The organism is Streptomyces sp. NPDC051738 (assembly GCF_044453205.1).
Classification (GTDB): domain Bacteria; phylum Actinomycetota; class Actinomycetes; order Streptomycetales; family Streptomycetaceae; genus Streptomyces.
Window position 1 is genome coordinate 228,630 of sequence record NZ_JBITCM010000001.1, and the last position, 17,316, is coordinate 245,945.

The 17,316-nt window shown below is 71.5% G+C and carries 14 protein-coding genes; 4 read left to right on the plus strand and 10 right to left on the minus strand.

Going from position 1 to position 17,316, the window contains the following annotated elements:
- The first annotated feature begins 70 nt into the window (after window positions 1-70).
- Window positions 71-2,704 (plus strand): DEAD/DEAH box helicase, encoded by a 2,634-nt coding sequence (locus tag ACIA8X_RS00915; RefSeq protein ID WP_393449490.1) that lies wholly within the window; start codon window positions 71-73, stop codon window positions 2,702-2,704.
- On the opposite strand, the gene ACIA8X_RS00920 is transcribed toward ACIA8X_RS00915, so the two are convergent.
- From ACIA8X_RS00920 to ssd, 8 genes are all read right to left on the minus strand, one after another.
- Window positions 2,598-3,029, minus strand: a complete 432-nt coding sequence (locus tag ACIA8X_RS00920; protein WP_393450041.1) for an Rv3654c family TadE-like protein — start codon at window positions 3,027-3,029, stop codon at window positions 2,598-2,600. The two genes, ACIA8X_RS00915 and ACIA8X_RS00920, sit on opposite strands and share 107 nt — an antisense overlap.
- 392 nt (window positions 3,030-3,421) lie before the next feature.
- Complete coding sequence (locus tag ACIA8X_RS00925) at window positions 3,422-3,751, minus strand: TadE family type IV pilus minor pilin (protein WP_393449493.1); 330 nt, start codon at window positions 3,749-3,751, stop codon at window positions 3,422-3,424.
- Complete coding sequence (locus tag ACIA8X_RS00930; protein WP_393449496.1) at window positions 3,748-3,942, minus strand: hypothetical protein; 195 nt, start codon at window positions 3,940-3,942, stop codon at window positions 3,748-3,750. Before ACIA8X_RS00930 ends, ACIA8X_RS00925 begins: the two co-directional genes overlap by 4 nt.
- The gene (locus ACIA8X_RS00935; RefSeq protein WP_393449499.1) at window positions 3,939-4,148 is read right to left on the minus strand and encodes a DUF4244 domain-containing protein; all 210 of its coding nucleotides are present in this window, start codon (window positions 4,146-4,148) and stop codon (window positions 3,939-3,941) included. Before ACIA8X_RS00935 ends, ACIA8X_RS00930 begins: the two co-directional genes overlap by 4 nt.
- Window positions 4,149-4,387: 239 nt before the next feature.
- On the minus strand, window positions 4,388-5,176 hold the full coding sequence (locus tag ACIA8X_RS00940) for a type II secretion system F family protein (RefSeq protein WP_393449502.1): 789 nt from the start codon (window positions 5,174-5,176) through the stop codon (window positions 4,388-4,390).
- 40 nt (window positions 5,177-5,216) lie between these two features.
- The gene (locus tag ACIA8X_RS00945) at window positions 5,217-6,077 is read right to left on the minus strand and encodes a type II secretion system F family protein (RefSeq protein ID WP_393449505.1); all 861 of its coding nucleotides are present in this window, start codon (window positions 6,075-6,077) and stop codon (window positions 5,217-5,219) included.
- A 35-nt stretch (window positions 6,078-6,112) separates the two neighbouring features.
- Entirely contained in the window at window positions 6,113-7,318 is a 1,206-nt protein-coding gene (locus tag ACIA8X_RS00950) for a TadA family conjugal transfer-associated ATPase (protein ID WP_393450044.1), read from the minus strand.
- Between the two features lie 425 nt (window positions 7,319-7,743).
- Window positions 7,744-8,856 carry a septum site-determining protein Ssd gene (gene ssd / locus ACIA8X_RS00955; RefSeq protein ID WP_393449508.1) on the minus strand — a complete coding sequence of 371 codons (1,113 nt, stop codon included), beginning with the start codon at window positions 8,854-8,856 and terminating at the stop codon, window positions 7,744-7,746.
- A gap of 574 nt (window positions 8,857-9,430) precedes the next feature.
- Here ssd and ACIA8X_RS00960 point away from each other — a divergent pair.
- The gene (locus ACIA8X_RS00960) at window positions 9,431-10,264 is read left to right on the plus strand and encodes an HAD family hydrolase (RefSeq protein WP_393449511.1); all 834 of its coding nucleotides are present in this window, start codon (window positions 9,431-9,433) and stop codon (window positions 10,262-10,264) included.
- A gap of 545 nt (window positions 10,265-10,809) precedes the next feature.
- On the opposite strand, the gene ACIA8X_RS00965 is transcribed toward ACIA8X_RS00960, so the two are convergent.
- Window positions 10,810-11,634, minus strand: coding sequence for an oxidoreductase (locus tag ACIA8X_RS00965; protein ID WP_399457484.1), 825 nt, complete (start codon window positions 11,632-11,634; stop codon window positions 10,810-10,812).
- A 148-nt stretch (window positions 11,635-11,782) separates the two neighbouring features.
- Between ACIA8X_RS00965 and ACIA8X_RS00970 the strand changes: the two genes are divergently transcribed.
- Window positions 11,783-12,793 (plus strand): ATP-binding protein, encoded by a 1,011-nt coding sequence (locus ACIA8X_RS00970; protein WP_399457485.1) that lies wholly within the window; start codon window positions 11,783-11,785, stop codon window positions 12,791-12,793.
- Window positions 12,794-12,882: 89 nt separating this feature from the next.
- Here the strand turns inward: ACIA8X_RS00970 and ACIA8X_RS00975 are convergent, their stop codons facing one another.
- The gene (locus ACIA8X_RS00975) at window positions 12,883-14,190 is read right to left on the minus strand and encodes a hypothetical protein (RefSeq protein WP_399457753.1); all 1,308 of its coding nucleotides are present in this window, start codon (window positions 14,188-14,190) and stop codon (window positions 12,883-12,885) included.
- Between the two features lie 333 nt (window positions 14,191-14,523).
- Here ACIA8X_RS00975 and ACIA8X_RS00980 point away from each other — a divergent pair, with 333 nt between their 5' ends.
- Window positions 14,524-17,229, plus strand: a complete 2,706-nt coding sequence (locus tag ACIA8X_RS00980; protein ID WP_393449520.1) for a SulP family inorganic anion transporter — start codon at window positions 14,524-14,526, stop codon at window positions 17,227-17,229.
- The last annotated feature ends 87 nt before the right edge of the window (window positions 17,230-17,316 follow it).

Sequence of the window (17,316 nt, forward strand, 5' to 3'; positions counted from 1 at the left end):
CCTTGCTAATCGAGCGGTCGTCCCTCGGGACACCTCGGCTTACAGCCCCCAGGACGGTTCGCCAGCCGCGATGGCATTCAATCACTTACCGGCAGGCGTGCACGACGCCTTGGTCCCATTGTCCGTCACGCCAGTGACACACTCGGTGCCGATGGCCAAGAATCACCGATCCGATCGATCCCCGACGGGCCCCGTTTCCCGGGTGGACCCGGGCGCGGTGCTGGGCCGACTCGCCTCGGGGCCGAGTCGGGCTTCGCGCATCACTCATACGGAGCATGTGCCCCCGCGCGAGGGTCGCCATGCCGTCTGGCCGGACCGGATCCGCGCGGAGGTCATCGCCGCGGTGCAGACCGCGGGAATCGAACATCCCTGGGCTCACCAGGCACGAGCCGCCGAGCACGCCCTGGACGGCGACTCCGTGGTCGTCGCCACGGGCACGGCGTCCGGCAAGTCCCTGGCCTACCTCGTGCCAGTCATCTCGACGCTCCTGGACGGCTCAGAAGCCCCGAACGGCCGCGGCGCCACCGCGCTCTACCTGGCTCCCACCAAGGCCCTTGCGGCGGACCAGTGCCGTTCAGTGAAGGAACTTTCACATCCGCTGGGCAATTCAGTTCGACCGGCCGTGTACGACGGCGATACTCCATTCGAGGAACGCGAGTGGATCCGCCAGTACGCCAACTACGTCCTCACCAACCCCGACATGCTGCATCGCGGCATACTCCCGTCCCACCCCCGCTGGTCCTCCTTCCTGAAGGCGCTGAAGTACGTCGTCATCGACGAGTGCCACACCTACCGGGGCGTCTTCGGCTCCCACGTCGCCCAGGTCCTGCGCCGCCTACGCCGCCTCTGCGCCCGCTACGGGGCCTCTCCCGTCTTCCTGCTGGCCTCCGCGACCGCCGCCGAACCCGCGGTGGCCGCCCGCCGCCTCACCGGCCTCCCGGTGGTGGAGGTCGCCGACGACGCCTCCCCACGCGGCGAGCTGGTCTTCGCCCTCTGGGAGCCCCCGCTCACCGAGCTCCAGGGCGAGAAGGGCGCCCCGGTGCGCCGTACCGCCACGGCCGAGACGGCCGACCTCCTGACCGACCTGACCGTGCAGGGAGTGCGCTCGGTCGCCTTCGTACGCTCCCGGCGCGGCGCCGAGCTGATCTCGGTCATCGCCCAGGAACGCCTCGCCGAGGTAGACCGCTCCCTCGCCCGGCGTGTCGCGGCCTACCGCGGCGGCTACCTCCCCGAGGAGCGCCGCGCCCTGGAACAGGCCCTCCACTCCGGCGAACTCCTCGGCCTCGCCGCCACGACGGCGCTGGAGCTCGGCATCGACGTCTCCGGTCTGGACGCCGTGCTGATCGCCGGATATCCCGGCACACGCGCCTCCCTGTGGCAGCAGGCGGGCCGGGCCGGCCGCTCCGGGCAGGGCGCGCTGGCCGTCCTGGTCGCCCGCGACGACCCGCTGGACACCTTCCTCGTCCACCACCCCGAGGCCCTGTTCGACCGCCCGGTGGAGTCGACCGTCCTCGACCCCGACAACCCGTACGTCCTGGCCCCGCACCTGTGCGCGGCCGCCGCGGAAATCCCGCTGACGGACGAGGACCTGGCACTGTTCGGCCCGGAGACCGAGGGGCTGCTGCCGCAACTGGAGGCCGCGAAGCTGCTGCGCCGCCGTACGAAGGCCTGGCACTGGACACGCCGGGAACGCGCCGCCGACCTCACCGACATCCGCGGCGGGGGCGGCCGCCCGGTCCAGGTGGTCGAGACCGGGACGGGCCGGCTGCTCGGCACGGTAGACGCGGGCGCCGCGCACACGACCGTCCACGAGGGTGCGGTGCACCTGCACCAGGGCCGCACGTATCTCGTCCGCTCCCTCGACCTGGAGGACTCGGTCGCCCTGGTCGAGGAGGCCGCCCCGCCGTATTCGACGGTCGCCCGCGACACGACGGCGATCTCCGTCCTGGAGACGGACGTCGAGGTCCCATGGGGCGACGGCCGCCTGTGCTACGGCTCCGTCGAGGTCACCAACCAGGTGGTCTCCTTCCTGCGCCGCCGGCTCATCACCGGCGAAGTACTGGGCGAAACGAAACTCGACCTCCCTCCTCGTACGCTGCGCACACGCGCGGTGTGGTGGACGGTCACCGAGGACCAGCTGGACGAGGCCCGGATCAACCCGGAGATCCTCGGCGGCGCCCTGCACGCCGCCGAGCACGCCTCGATCGGCCTGCTCCCCCTGTTCGCGACCTGCGACCGCTGGGACATCGGCGGCGTCTCGATCCCCCTCCACCCCGACACGCTCCTCCCCACGGTCTTCGTCTACGACGGCCACCCCGGCGGTGCGGGCTTCGCCGAGCGCGCCTTCCACACGGCCCGCTCCTGGCTCACCGCCACCCGCCAGGCCATCGCCTCCTGCGAATGCGACGCCGGCTGCCCGTCCTGCATCCAGTCCCCCAAGTGCGGCAACGGCAACGATCCGCTGCACAAGAGGGGGGCGGTGCGGCTGCTGACCGTGCTGTTGCGAGGTGCGCCGGAGGAGTCGGAGGGGGCTGGGATGGGTGGGGAGGGCGAGACGGTTCCGGGTGGGGACGGGGGTGCGCTGGCGGGAGAGCCGGTCAGGAGGGCGGCGTCGGCCGGTCCGTCCTCGCAGGGGCGGGCAGCGGAGACAGCGGTGGAGGTTCCGTCGGCAGGGACGGGTCCGCAGGTCCCGCCCGCGCCCTGACCTCCGCGGCGAACGGCCCCCGGCCCGACGCCGCCGTCACGTCCGAGACCTCGCCCACCACCTCGCACCGCACCAGCCGCACACCCTGCGCCCGCGCCACCCGCTCCGCACGGGCACAGGCCGCCGTACCGCCCTCCGCCCAGTGGTCGGCCGCCGCAAGCGCCGCCAGATCCGCACCGCCCGCCGCCTGGTGCCGGGTCACGATGGCTTGGCCCAGGGCGAGTACGACGCCGAAGACGACGCAGAGCACGGCGATGGCACCGACGCTCCAGACGGTGGCGGAACCGCGGTCGGAGCGCAGGTCGGCGGCGAGTCTCCGGGCCAACGGTGGGCCGAAGGCCGGTTCCTGGCCTGTAGGCCGGTCGGTGACCGGTCGGACGTCCACGTGGCGGTTGGTGGCGGGCATGCCGGTCGCGTGACGGTTGCCGGCGGGCACGCCGACCGCGTGACGGTTGCCGACGGGCACGCCGACCGCGTGACGGTTGCCGGCGGGCACGCCGACCGCGTGACGGTTGCCGGCGGGCACGCCGACCGCGTGACGGTTGCCGGCGGGCACGCCGACCGCGTGGCGAGGGGAGACGAGCCACCGGCCTTTTCCACAGTGGCCGGCGACAGGCCGACCATCTTCTGCACGGCGGCCGGCGACGGGCCTTCGACCAGAACGTCGGCCCGGGAGGAGCCTCCGAACAGACCCACAGCCCACTGCGAAACCCCCTCTCATGTCCCCACCCCCACCGTCTCCTCCGCCAACGCCACGGCCTCCTCCCGTACCTCGAAGGGGAGCCCGCGCAGCAACGGCGGCTTGGCCACGACGACCACGCGGACCTCGTCCCCCTCCCGGCCGACCGTGACCGTCGCGCCCCGCGGTGCCGCCTCACGGGTCACCTCGATGACCGCGTCGGCCGGATCCTGCCGGGCTGCCGCGCGTGCGCCCGTCCGGGCCGCGTCCACGCACTGGATCTGCGCGGCCACCACGAGCAGCCCCCACACCAACGCCATCGCGAACATCACCAGCACGGGCAGTACGACTGCCGACTCCGCCGTCACGAACCCCTGGTCCGACGCCCACGCCCGCACCCGATCCGGCCCACGGCCAGACCCCGGATCCGGTCGATCCGGTCCCCTGCCAGACCCTTTGTCCAGACCTTGGTCTGGCCCATGGTCGCGGCCTTGGTCAGGCCCATGGTCGGGGCCTTGGTCAGGCCCCTGGCCCAGTCCTCGCTCTCTCCCCCGCTCACATCCGCGCATCGAGCGCCTGCTTCACGATGGCCTGCAGCTCCTCGCTGACCTCCCCGCTCGTCACGACCTTGTAGAGCACCACGGCGAACGCCACCGCCGCGACGATCCCCATCGCGTACTCGGATGTGACCATCCCCGCGTCCCTCCGCGCCCCGCGCACCCTGCACACCAGTCGGCGCATCCGCGCCCGTACCGCCTTGCCCATCTCAACCCCCGTAAGGTTCAGTCTTGTTGAAACCATCTGTTGAACGCCTCTTGTCGACCGACCGCTGCTGAAAGTCCGCTGTCGACCGTCGGCTGCTGAACGTCTGTCGCAGAACTGCGAACGCCGGACTGCGAACGCCGGACTGCGAACTCCAAACGGCGAACTCCGAAAGGCGAACCCGCAAACTCCGACCACTGCCCGGCAGCCGTCACCGCCCCTCACCCGTCACCCATCACGCATCACCCGTCACCCCCTCCCAGCACCCCGCCCGCAAGCCCGATCACCACTGGCGCCACACCGACCGCGATGAACGCGGGCAGGAAGCACAGCCCCACCGGCGCAGAGACCATGACGGCCGCTCTCCTTGCCCGTTCCGTCGCGGTGCGTGCCCAGTCGGCGCGGGCTTCCGCGGCGAGCCGCGCGACCGGTCCGGCCGCCGGCAGCCCCGACACATCGGCCCGTTCCAGCAACCGCGCCAACGCCCCGGCCCTCGGCATCGAGGCCAGCCGCTGCCACGCCTCGCCCGGTTCCCCGCCGAGCCGCACCTCCGCGGCGCCCCGAGCCAGCGCGTCCCCGACCGGGCCGCCCAGGGCCTCGCCCACGGCCTGGGCCGCGATCACCGGACCAGCCCCCGCCGCGATACAGGCCGCCAACAGATCGGCGGCGAGCGGAAGTTGTCGATCCACCTCAGCGGTGTCGAGCTCCTCCCCGGCATCAACGGCTCTCTGCCGGCGCCGCCACAGCCACAGACCGCCCGCGACGACCAGCCCCACCGCGAACCCGGCGACACCACCAACCAGGGCCCAACCGGCGCCCACGACCGCCGCCATGGGCAGTCCTTGCCGCACACCCCCTCGGACGTCGAACCGTCGGCGTTTCGACGTCACGTCGGCGGTGGTCATCAACTGGGCCAGCCGCTGCCGGACTCTCCGCTCATGCCACGCGGCCATGGGCCACCGCAACAGCCACCCGACGACCAGCCCCGTCCCCACCGCGACCCCCAACCTGTGGAAAAGTTCCGCGCTCACGCCGCCACCTCCCTCTCACGACCCCGCCCCGCCCGAGTCCTCACACCGCCTCCGCCCGCCGCACGATCCCCAACGCCCACCACATCCCCAGCCCCTCCAGCACCCCGCCGACCACGAGACAGGCGAGCCCCGCCCCGGTATGCAGCAGCACGTGCATGGGATCGGCCCCCATGGCCGCACCGAGCAGCAGCCCGAGCACCGGCAACCCGGCGAGCATCACCACCGTCGATCGCGCCCCTGCCAACTGAGCGCGCAAATCGGCGCGTTGGTCCCGCTGGGCCCGCAACGCCCCTTCCAGCCGCTCGAGTCCGGCCGCGAGCCCGGCACCCTGATCCACGGCAACCCGCCAGCAGGCCGCCAGCCCCAACAGCCCCTCGGCACCCGGCTGCCGTGCCGCAGAGGCGAGCGCGCCCGGCACATCCCCGCCGAACCGCGCCGCAGCCAGCACCGCGCCCTGCGCTTCGCCGAGCGCACCGGAGTCCCACGCCGTTCGCAGCAACGCCTCACCCGGCTGCCGTCCTGCCCGCACCTCCCCGGCGAGTGCCCCGCACAACGCGATCACCGCGTCCCCGCGACGCTCCCGTGCCCGCCGCGCCTCCCGGGCCAGCCGCACCTTCCTCAACAACGGCACCCCGGCCGCCCCCGCGACGACCGGCAGCACCGAGGCCCCCAGCACGCCCAGCACCAGCCCGACGGCCGGCGCCCACCACTCGGCCCGCAACCGTCCCCGCAGTCGCCCCAGCTCCCCGGCCAACTGCCGCCAGTCGGGAGGCCCGGCTCCCACCGCCCCACCGCCTGCGAGCAACAACTGCGCCCGCCGTGTCCCGGAGTTCCGTCCGCCCAGCAACCAGACCGCCGCCCCGAGACACACCACGGCCGCGCCCAACGACATCTCACCCATTCAGCTCACCGAGCCTTCCCGATTCACCGAACCCCTCACGATTCACCGACCCCCTCACGAACAGCGAGTCCTGGCACGCCGCCCGCACGGTCACCGCTCCTTCCCCGAAGCAGCCCCCGCAGCCGCTCCCAGCCCTGCTCGTACGCGAACGCCTGCGCGTCCCACCGCAGCGCCGGCACCGTCCGCACCAGGCCCGACGGATCCCGCTCCAGCACATGGACCTCGGCGATCCGCCGCCGCCCGGTCCGATCACGCACCAAGTGCAGTACGACCGACAGCGCGGCTGCCAACTGGCTGTGCAGCGCGGCCCGGTCGAGCCCGGCGGCCATGCCGAGCGCCTCAAGACGGGCCGGCACATCGGCTGCCGCATTAGCGTGGACGGTCCCGCAGCCTCCCTCGTGGCCCGTGTTCAACGCGGCCAGCAGATGGACCACTTCGGGCCCGCGCACCTCGCCCACGACCAGCCGGTCCGGCCGCATCCGCAGCGCCTGCCGCACCAGGTCCTCAAGGGTGACCAGCCCGGCGCCCTCCTGGTTGGCGGGCCTGCTCTCCAGCCGTACGACATGCGGATGGTCCGGCCTGAGCTCGGCCGAGTCCTCCGCGAGCACGATCCGCTCGCCCGGCCCGACCAGCCCCAGCAACGCGCTCAGCAAGGTCGTCTTGCCGCTGCCGGTCCCACCGCTGACGACGAAGGACAGCCGCGCGTCGACGAGCGCCCGCAGCACCCGGTCCCCGCCCGGCGGCACCGTGCCCGCCGCGACCAGCTCGTCGAGCGTGAACGCCCGCGGCCTCACGACTCGCAGCGACAGACAGGCGCAGCCGACGGCGACCGGTGGCAGCACCGCGTGCAGCCGAGTCCCGTCGGGCAGCCGGGCATCCACCCAGGGCCGCGCATCGTCCAGCCGCCGCCCTGCCACCGCGGCGAGGCGCTGCGCGAGGCGTCGTACGGCCGCCGCGTCCGGGAAGGACACGGAGGTCAACTCCAGGCCGCCGCCCCGGTCGACCCAGACCCGGTCCGGCGCCGACACCAGCACATCCGTCACCGACGGATCGGCGAGCAGTGGCTCCAGCGGCCCGCTCCCGACCAGCTCGGACCGCAACTGCTCGGCCGCCCCGAGGACTTCGGCGTCCCCCAGCACCCTGCCCTGCTCCCGCAGAGCCTGCGCCACGCGCGCAGGCGTCGGCTCGGCCCCGCTCTCGACCAGCCACTGCCGCACCCCGTCGAGCAGCCCCGACGGCATGCCCACCTGGGCCACCGTCCCATCCGAGGCCCAACGGCCAGCCGACACACCAGCCACATCGGCCGACTCCCGCCGCACAGTGGCCATCTCCACCGCACGGTCAAACTCCCGCCCCACAGCAGCCACGCCCACCGCACGGCCAGACTCCAGCCCCACAGCAGCCACACCCACCGCCCGGCCAGACTCCAGCCCCACAGCAGCCACACCCACCGCCCGGCCAGACTTCAGCCCAGCAGCAGCCGTACCGCCCACGCGGTCCGCCAACCCCCGCGCGAAGGCGTCACTCGCCCCGCCGTCCAACGCCCACCGCGGCGAGGCCCTACGCCCCCTGCCCGCGACCGCCCCGCCCGACCGCCACCGCTCAGGAGCCGCCCGCACCGAACCAACTGCGCTGCCGCTCACCCATTCGAGCCGCGAAGCCGTACTCATGCCGCCCTCGCTTCCAGCAACGCCCGCTCCCAGACCTCCCGGCAGAACCGCGCCAGCGGCCCTCGCCCCACCGCGCCCGGCGGATCCTTGCTCTCGTGCGGGCGCAGCAGGCCCGACTCGATCGGCACCTCGCCCACGAGGGGGAGGTCCAGCAGCCGGGCCACCTCCCGGTCGTCGAGCCCGGGCGCGTACGGCCCGCGTACGGCCACCCGCAGATCCCGCAGGACCATCCCGACCGCCGAGGCCACCTGCCGGGCCGCGGCGACGGCGCGCAGTTCGGCGGGGACCACGAGGATCCCGACGTCGAGCTGGGCCAGGGCCTCCGCGACCCCGTCATCGATACGGCGGGGCAGGTCGACGACGACCGTGCCGCCCCGGCGCCGGGCCGCGGCGAGCACCGCTCGCATGGCCTGCGGAGGTACGGCGAGGCAGTCACCGCGATCCCAGCTCAGAACCCGCAGGGAGTGGAGCTTCGGCAGGGACTCCTCCAGGGCGCCGCTGCCGAGCCGACCGCGCGAGCCGGCGAACGCTGGCCAGCGCAGGCCCTCGGTCGCCTCGCCGCCGAGAAGGACGTCGAGTCCGCCACCCAGTGGATCGGCGTCCACGAGCAGTGTGCGCAGCCCCTCACGCGCGGCGGTGACGGCAAGAGCGCACGCGAGCGTGGACGCCCCGGCCCCGCCGCGACCGCCGATGACCCCGACGGTGAGGGCCGGCCGGCCGAAGCCCTCGGCGACGTCGGCGATGCGGTCGACCAGCCACTGCTCGCCGTCCGGCAGCATCAGGACGTGATCGGCGCCGATCTCGACGGCACGGCGCCAGACCCCCGAGTCGTCCTGGTCCCGGCCGACCAGCACCACTCCACGCCTGCGTCCGGCCCCGCGCACGCGGCGTGCGGCGTCGTCGCCGACCAGGACGAGCGGCGCGGCCTCCCAACTGCCTCTGGGCTCGGGCACCCCAGGGTGAACCTCGGGTGTGGCGCCGGCCGCCGCGCACAAGCGCAGCAGGTCGTCGAGCAGTTCGGCGTCCTCCGTGACGATCAACGGCTTGCCCGGGCGCCCGGAGGCGGTGGGCGGCGGATCGTGTGTGACGGCTGCGGTCACGGTTTCCATCCCCCTTCGCTGCTTCACTCGCGCAGCCCTGCGGCCCCGCGAATCCCAAACATGTGAAGAACCGGCAACCGGCCTCCATATGAACGGCCGATAGGAACCGGCCAAACACGCCCGACTAACCAGAACCGGCCATGAAGTCGGCCCGGGCGGGACGCGTTGGAATCACGGTGCAGCGATCCCGGAAATCGTGTGGATCTTGGTCGATAACTGTGGACAACTCGGCGGTTGTGAATATCGCCGTCACCCATACCGGTGACCCCCGCACCGACCCCTGTGCGACTTCCGCAGAGCAGCGCGACGACTACGCAGGGTCACGGATCACGGGTGCGCCGATGGGACGGCCGCAGCCGCCTCGCCACGGCCCCTCGGCCGCGCAGAAAGACAGAAAACCCACCCGGACATGCGACGACCCCCGCCGGGGGGGAGAGCGGGGGTCGTCTCCACGGCCGACTCGGGGGGGGGAGGAGTCGGACCGGGTTAGCACGGTCGCGAACGATCCGTGACTTCCATGGTGTACCCGAGAGCCCTCTCAGGCAAACCCACGCGCCCACCTTACGCCGAATGGGCTGCGCCTATGCTCGGGGTTGTGGAAAACCACTCCTTGCCCCGCACAGCCGCCTTCTTTGACCTGGACAAGACGGTCATTGCGAAGTCGAGCACGCTCACGTTCAGCAAGTCGTTCTACCAAGGCGGTCTGATCAACCGCAGGGCCGCCTTGCGGACCGCATATGCCCAGTTCGTCTTCCGCGTCGGCGGTATGGACCATGACCAGATGGAGCGCACCCGCAAGTACCTCTCCGCGCTCGTCCGCGGCTGGAACGTCCAGCAGGTCAAGGAGATCGTCGCCGAGACGCTGCACGACCTGATCGACCCGATCATCTACGACGAGGCCGCCTCCCTCATCGAGGAGCACCACACAGCCGGCCGCGACGTCGTGATCGTGTCCACGTCGGGTGCCGAGGTGGTCGAGCCGATCGGCGAGTTGCTCGGCGCCGACCGTGTGGTGGCCACCCGGATGGTCGTGGGCGACGACGGCTGCTTCACCGGGGAGGTGGAGTACTACGCATACGGCCCGACGAAGGCCGAGGCGATCAAGGAACTGGCCGAGTCCGAGGGCTACGACCTCTCCCGGTGCTACGCATACAGCGACTCGGCCACCGACTTGCCGATGCTTCAGGCCGTCGGTCAGCCGCACGCCGTGAATCCCGACCGCGCGCTGCGCCGCGAGGCACTCGCGCGCGGGTGGCCGATTCTCGATTTCCACCGCCCTGTTCGACTCAAGAAGCGCATCCCCTCGTTGTCGGTACCACCGCGTCCCGCCCTTCTCGCGGTCGCCGCCGTAGGAGCCGCTGCGGCCACCGCGGGCCTCGTCTGGTACGCGAGTCGACGGCGTACGGCACTCGCCTGACCTGCGCAGCCCGGGTTCCGGATGCCCTGTTCGGCGGACCGGTGTCCTTTTGGCACCTTTTTGAGGGTAAAAGTAAAGAACTGCAGCCAGGGCTTCCGCTTGGTTGGGTCCTGGAGTACAAAGGACTCAACGGCCCGCGAGACCAAGGACATCCGAGAGGATCACCTTTAATACGCATTTGGCCCCACGGACCGAGCATGAACATTGGGCACCCACGCGACGTCGACCCGTCGATTACGGGCCAGCCGCACCAGGTGACGGGCAAAGTTCCCGACCTGATGGGCAACATATCGAGGACGCTTGGTAACCCGGTGAACATGCCAGCGGCGGTACGAATCCTCGTACCGCCGCAACTCATATGAGCCCCCGCGCGGGGCTTTTCTCATGCCCCATGGCTCGCAGCCCTCAAGACGCGACGCACCGCGCGCGCATGATTTATGACGGCTCCGCACGCACACGTGGCTCCCAACAGCCCTACGCGCACGTGTGCATCCCGACAGCCCCACGCGCACGCGTGCTTCCCGACAGCCCCAACACGCGCGTACCTACGCCGCCCCGCGCTGCAGCGCCTCGCACACCGCCGTCGACTCGCGCGCCCCGAGCTCGATCGCCTTGCCGCAGTGGGTGATCCAGGCGGCCATGCCCTCGGGCGTGCCGGAGACGTAGCCGCCGAGCGCCGCAAGATAGGCCGCCCGACCCAGTTCGGCGTGGCCGACCTCGGCCGAACAGACGGACTTCGGGTCCAGACCGCTGCCGACGAGGACGATACGCTCGGCCGTTCGCGCTACCAGGCCGTTGTGGGACGTGAACGGGCGCAGCGCGAGTAGCTCGCCGTGCACAACGGCGGCCGTCACCAGGGCGGGTGCCGAACCGCCGACGATGATCAGCTCGGACAGCCCTTCCAGACGGCCGTGCACCTCCGCCGCGCTCGGCGCCGGCAGCTCGACCAGCGACTCGTCGACCGGCTCACCCTCCTGACGCGGGCGCCCGACCGTGTCGTCGTCACTCGCCGCGGCCACCAGGTGCAGCCGGGCCAGCACCCGCAGCGGAGACTGCCGCCAGATGGACAGCAGTTGGCCCGCCTCGGCGGTCAGCCGCAGGGCGGCGCCCATGACGCGAGCTTCGTCGTCACCGCTGAAGTCGGTACGCCGACGGACCTCTTCGAGCGCCCATTCGGCGCCCGACAGCGCCGCGGAGCCACGGGCTCCGCGCAGGGCCGCCTCGGAGGTGATCTCGTTGCTACGGCGCCGCATGATCCGGTGTCCGTAGACCCGGTCCACGGCCTTGCGCACGGACTCAACGGACTCGGGCACCCCGGGCAGCGACCCGAGGGCCGCGAGCGGATCGGCGGTCGCACCTGTCGTACTCATGAGTACGACACTACGCGCCCACCCCTCACCCGACACCGCAGCCCCCATCGGGCTTCGCCCTCACCCATAGGCCCGCACCCCACGTTCGAGTGGCCTTCCCCTCGCACGCCTGCCACATACAGCTACCTTCCCACTACTCTTCGTGAACATGAAAATTGCTTTCGTCGGGAAGGGCGGCAGCGGCAAGACGACCCTGTCCTCCCTGTTCATCCGCCAGCTCGCCGCGACCGGCGCGCCGGTCGTCGCGGTCGACGCCGACATCAACCAGCACCTGGGAGCCGCGCTCGGGCTCGACGAGGCGAAGGCCGCCGCACTGCCCGCGATGGGCGAGCGGTTGCCGCTGATCAAGGACTGGCTGCGCGGCTCCAATCCGCGGATCGCCTCCGCCAAGACGATGATCAAGACGACGCCACCCGGCGAGGGTTCGCGGCTGCTGCGGGTGTCCGAGCGCAATCCGGTGTACGACGCCTGCGCCCGGCCGGTGGAACTCGACGGCGGTGCCGTCCGTTTGATGGTCACCGGCCCCTTCACGGACTCCGACCTTGGAGTGGCCTGCTACCACTCCAAGACGGGGGCGGTGGAGCTGTTCCTGAACCACCTGGTGGACGGCCCCGACGAGTACGTCGTGGTCGACATGACGGCGGGCTCGGACTCCTTCGCCTCCGGCATGTTCACCCGCTTCGACATCACGTTCCTCGTCGCCGAGCCGACCCGGAAGGGGGTCTCCGTCTATCGCCAGTACAAGGAGTACGCCCGCGACTTCGGAGTCGTCCTGAAGGTCGTCGGCAACAAGGTGCAGGGCCAGGACGACCTCGACTTCCTCCGCGCCGAGGTCGGGGATGACCTGCTGGTGACCGTCGGGCACTCGGACTGGGTGCGCGCCATGGAGAAGGGCCGCCCGTCCCGGTTCGAGCTCCTGGAGGACGCCAACCGCCTCGCCCTGCGCCGACTGCACACGGCCGTGGACGCAACGTACGAGCTGCGGGACTGGGAGCGCTACACGAGTCAGATGGTGCACTTCCACCTGAAGAACGCCCTGTCCTGGGGGAACGAGCGCACCGGGGCCGACCTGGCGGCGCAGATCGACCCCGGGTTCGTACTCGGCGAGAGCCTCACCGCCCTGGCGGAGGGCAACTCCCGCCTGACTCCGACTGCTTGACCTCTACGGCCCCTACAGCCCTTACGGCCACTACCGCCCAACCGCCGCAAAGAACCGCATCCCCCCAACCGCTTCCCACCGCCCAGCCGCTACTGCGGGATCGCCGGCGCCCCAGGCACTCCCTTCGGTGCCGGGGCCGGACGCCCCGAAAGGAAGGACGCCCAGCCCTGCTTCGGGGCCTCGCCCACCCCGAGCGTGCGCAGCTTCTTCAGAGTCGCCGGGTCCTGGGCGTCCAGCCAGTCGGCCAACTGCCGGAAGGAGACGCAGCGCACGTCGGGCTTGTTGCAGACGGCCTCGATGACCTCCTCGACGGCGCGCATATAGGTGCCGCCGTTCCAGGACTCGAAGTGGTTGCCGATGATCAGGGGTGCGCGGTTGCCGGCGTAAGCCCGGTGGAAGCCCCTGAGCAGGCCGTCCCGCATCTGGTCGCCCCAGAAGTCATGTTTGGCGGGGTCACCCTGGCTCGTGGTGCCCGACTGGTTGACCATGAAGTTGTAGTCCATGGTGAGCTGCTCGTAGGAGTGCCCGGGGAACGGCACGAGTTGCATCGACAGGTCCCACAGGCCGCCCTTCTTCGCCGGCCAGACCTGGTTGTTGACACCGCTGGAGTCATAGCGGAAGCCCATCTCGTAGGCGGCCTTCATGAAGTTCTTCTGACCCTCCAGACAGGGTGTGCGAGCGCCGATGAGTTCCTTGTCGTAGTCGAAAGGCAGGGGCGCCGCAGTTGCCATGCCGGTGTTGGTCTTCCAGGACTTCACGAAACTCTTCGCCTGGGCGATCTCGTCCTTCCACTCCGCCACCGACCATTCGCCGACTCCGCCGTTGCCGCAGAAGTGGCCGTTGAAGTGGGTGCCGATCTCGTTGCCCTCCAGCCAGGCCAGGCGCAACTGCTTCGCGGTGTCGGCGATGCCCTCCTCGTCGTTGAAGCCGATGTCGGAGCGGCCCGGGGAGTGCTGCGGCGGGCGATACAGGTCACGCTTCTCGCTCGGCAGCATGTACACGCCGCTGAGGAAGTACGTCATCGTGGCGTTGTTCGCCGTGGCGACCTTGCGGAAATGGGAGAACAGCTTCTGGCCGTCCTCGCCGGCGCCGTCCCAGGAGAAGACCACGAACTGCGGTGGCTTCTGACCGGGCTTGAGTCGTTCGGGTCTGAGCAGGTGCGGCTGGGCTCCGGTGTACGCGGTGGACCCGTCACCGATCAGGCGTACGACACTCTTGGGCGCGGGCGCCGCCGGCTTCGCCCTCTCGGGTCCGGGTGCCCCCTGCCGGATCGTTTCGGTGCCGGTCGCGCAACCGGCGAGTGATGCGGCACAGACCGCGGCGATCGCGGTGCCCGCTGCGATCCGGTGCGTCCCGACGACCCTGTGCGTCGCCGCGATGCGGGGGGCGGTGATCATGCGAGGGGCGGCGTTCCTGCGGGTGGCGGCCATGTTCCGTCCACCTTCTTCCTTCTCTCGGGAGCCGACAGCGCCGCCAAGGTCGCACGGGGCCGAGAAGGAATTAGTACGACAAGCCGACTAATGAGCCACTTCACTCTCTAGAGGGATTTATTAGTCCATTTGCTCGGAAAAACTATTCCGGCCCTTTACTCTGCATTACGATCCGTTTACCGACTGTTGTTTCATCCCGCCGCTGCACGCCGTGACCACACGGCCGCGACCCGACCCCTCGCCCATGAGCGGGGGACCACCAGATCCGCGACCGCGCTGCCCCGGAGGAAGACGGGAAACATGTCCGCCTGCGTCCCCACCCGCGCCGACGACCCGAGTCGAGCGGAACGCACCCAAGAGCCCCACAGCCCACCCCCGAACCGGCCCCGCCGCTACCGAATCGCGGGCGCCGATCTCTCGGCATCGATCGCGGTCTTCCTGATCGCGCTTCCCCTGTCCCTGGGCATCGCCCTCGCCACCGGCGCACCCCTCCAGGCGGGCCTTGTCGCCGCCGCCGTCGGAGGGATCGTCGCCGGATGGCTCGGCGGATCCCCGCTCCAGGTCAGCGGCCCCGCCGCCGGCCTCACGGTGGTCACCGCCGACCTCATCCATCAGTACGGCTGGCGGACGACCTGTGCCATCACCGTCCTCGCCGGGGTCGCCCAACTCGGGCTGGGCTCCCTGCGGGTGGCGCGTGGCGCGCTCGCCGTGAGTCCCGCCATCGTGCACGGCATGCTCGCCGGCATCGGCGTCACCATCGCCGTCGCCCAGCTGCACATCGTCGTCGGTGGCACCCCGCAGAGCTCCGTGCTCGCCAACCTCCGCGCGCTGCCCGCCCAGTTGGCCGACCTGCGGCCCGCCGCCGCGTCGGTGAGCGCGCTGACCCTGGCTCTGCTGCTGCTCGTGCCGCGAATTCCGGGCCGGACCGGACGTCTCCTGCGCAAGATTCCGGCCGCACTCATCGCCGTCGCCGGAGCCACCTCGGCCGCCTCACTCGCCGGCCTGACCCTGCCCAAGGTCGACCTGCCGTCCTGGCGCAGTCATGCCCTGGCCGGGCTGCCGGAAGGCCCGGTACTGGGCCTGCTCGCCGCGGTGCTGACCACCACGCTGGTGTGCAGCGTGCAGTCACTGCTCGGCGCGGTCGCCGTGGACAAGATGGTGGCCTCGCGCCCCGGCCTGCCCGCCCGCGTCGGACGCTCCCACCTGGACCGCGAACTGCTGGGTCAGGGTGCCGCCAACATCGTCTCCGGCACGCTCGGCGGACTGCCCGTCGCCGGTGTGGCCGTGCGGAGTTCGGCGAATGTGCAATCCGGTGCCATCAGCCGGAACTCCACGATGCTGCACGGCGTTCTCGTAGTAGTCGCCGCGCTGCTGATGGTCCCGATCCTGGAGCTCATCCCGCTCGCCTCGCTCGCCGCCCTGGTGATGGCCGTCGGCATCCAGATGGTGTCCCTGCACCACATCCGCACGGTGACCCGCCACCGGGAGGTGCTGGTGTACGCCGTCACCACCCTCGGCGTGGTGATCTTCGGCGTCCTGGAGGGCGTGGCCCTGGGCATCGCCATGGCCGTCGCCGTCGCCCTGCACCGCCTCACCCGCACCCGGATCACGCACGACGAGAAGGAAGGAGTCCATCACGTACACGTACGAGGCCAGTTGACGTTCCTCGCGGTGCCACGGCTCAGCCGAGCCCTGCATCTCGTACCCCAAGGCGCCCACGCCGTCGTGGAGTTGGACGGGTCGTTCATGGACCACGCGGCGTACGAGTCACTGCAGGACTGGCAGAACACGCACACCGCGCACGGCGGCTCCGTCGACCTGGTCGGCCGCAGAGCCGGGGTCCGGATCGGCGAACCCACCACACCGGTCGGCCTCCATCTCGACGCCGGGAAGGTCACTGCCGAGTCGGCCGACTGCCGTTGCCACCCCTGGACGCCCTGGCGCAACCACCAGTGCGAGATCCCCGAGTCCGTCACGTCCCACGACGGATGCGAGGGCCACGCGGGGGCAGCGCAGGCGACCGGGACCAGCGACGCCGACGGGTCCGCCAGCACCCATGGGTCCAGCAACACCCATGGGGCGGGCAGCACCCACGGGTCGGGCAACACTCAAGGGCCCGGAGACACCCACGGGTCCGGCGCGCCCCGCACCACCGACGCCTCCCGCACCACCGACGCCTCCCGTACCCCGGGCGACCCCGACGCCGCCCCGGACGACGGGACGGGGTCGAGTGGTGCAGTCTCCGGTGCCTGCGATGCCGATGGACCGACCGGATCCGGCTGCTGCCCCGGCAAGAGCCGAGCGGACGGATCGGGCGGAGCCGACGGGAGTCGGCCGAGCGCGCAGCAACTGGCCCGCGGCATCAGCGCGTTCCAGCGCAACACCGCACCCCTGGTGCGGGGCGAGCTGGCGCGGCTGGCGCGTGAGGGGCAGCAGCCTTCCCAGCTGTTCCTCACCTGCGCGGACTCACGGCTGGTCACGTCGATGATCACTTCCAGTGGTCCGGGCGACCTGTTCGTGGTGCGCAACGTGGGCAACCTCGTTCCGCTGCCCGGCCGGGAGCGCGGGGACGACTCGGTGGGGGCGGCGATCGAGTACGCCGTGGACGTGCTGCAGGTGCGGTCGATCACGGTGTGCGGGCACTCCGGGTGCGGGGCCATGCAGGCGCTGCTCGGTTCCGAGCCCGGCGGTCCGCCGACCCCGCTGAGGCGGTGGCTGCGGCACGGGCGGCCGAGCCTGGAGCGGATGTCCGACGAGAGCCGCCCGTGGGCCAGACTCGCCGGGCGGGCGCCGGCCGATGCGGTCGAGCAGCTCTGTCTGACCAACGTGGTCCAGCAGTTGGAGCATCTGCGGGCGCACGAGTCGGTGGCCCGGGCGCTGCGGGCGGGGGCGCTGGAGTTGCACGGGATGTACTTCCACGTGGGCGAGGCACAGGCGTATCTGCTCACCGAGGGAAGCGGGGATGGTGTTTTCGACGACGTGGGGGTGGCGGATCTGTCGGCGTGAGGCGGGGTGGTGTGCGCGGCCCCGGTCGGGCGTGGGGTGGGTCGGCTCGGCCCCGGTAGTGCGCGGGGCTGGTCGGCCTGGCCCCGG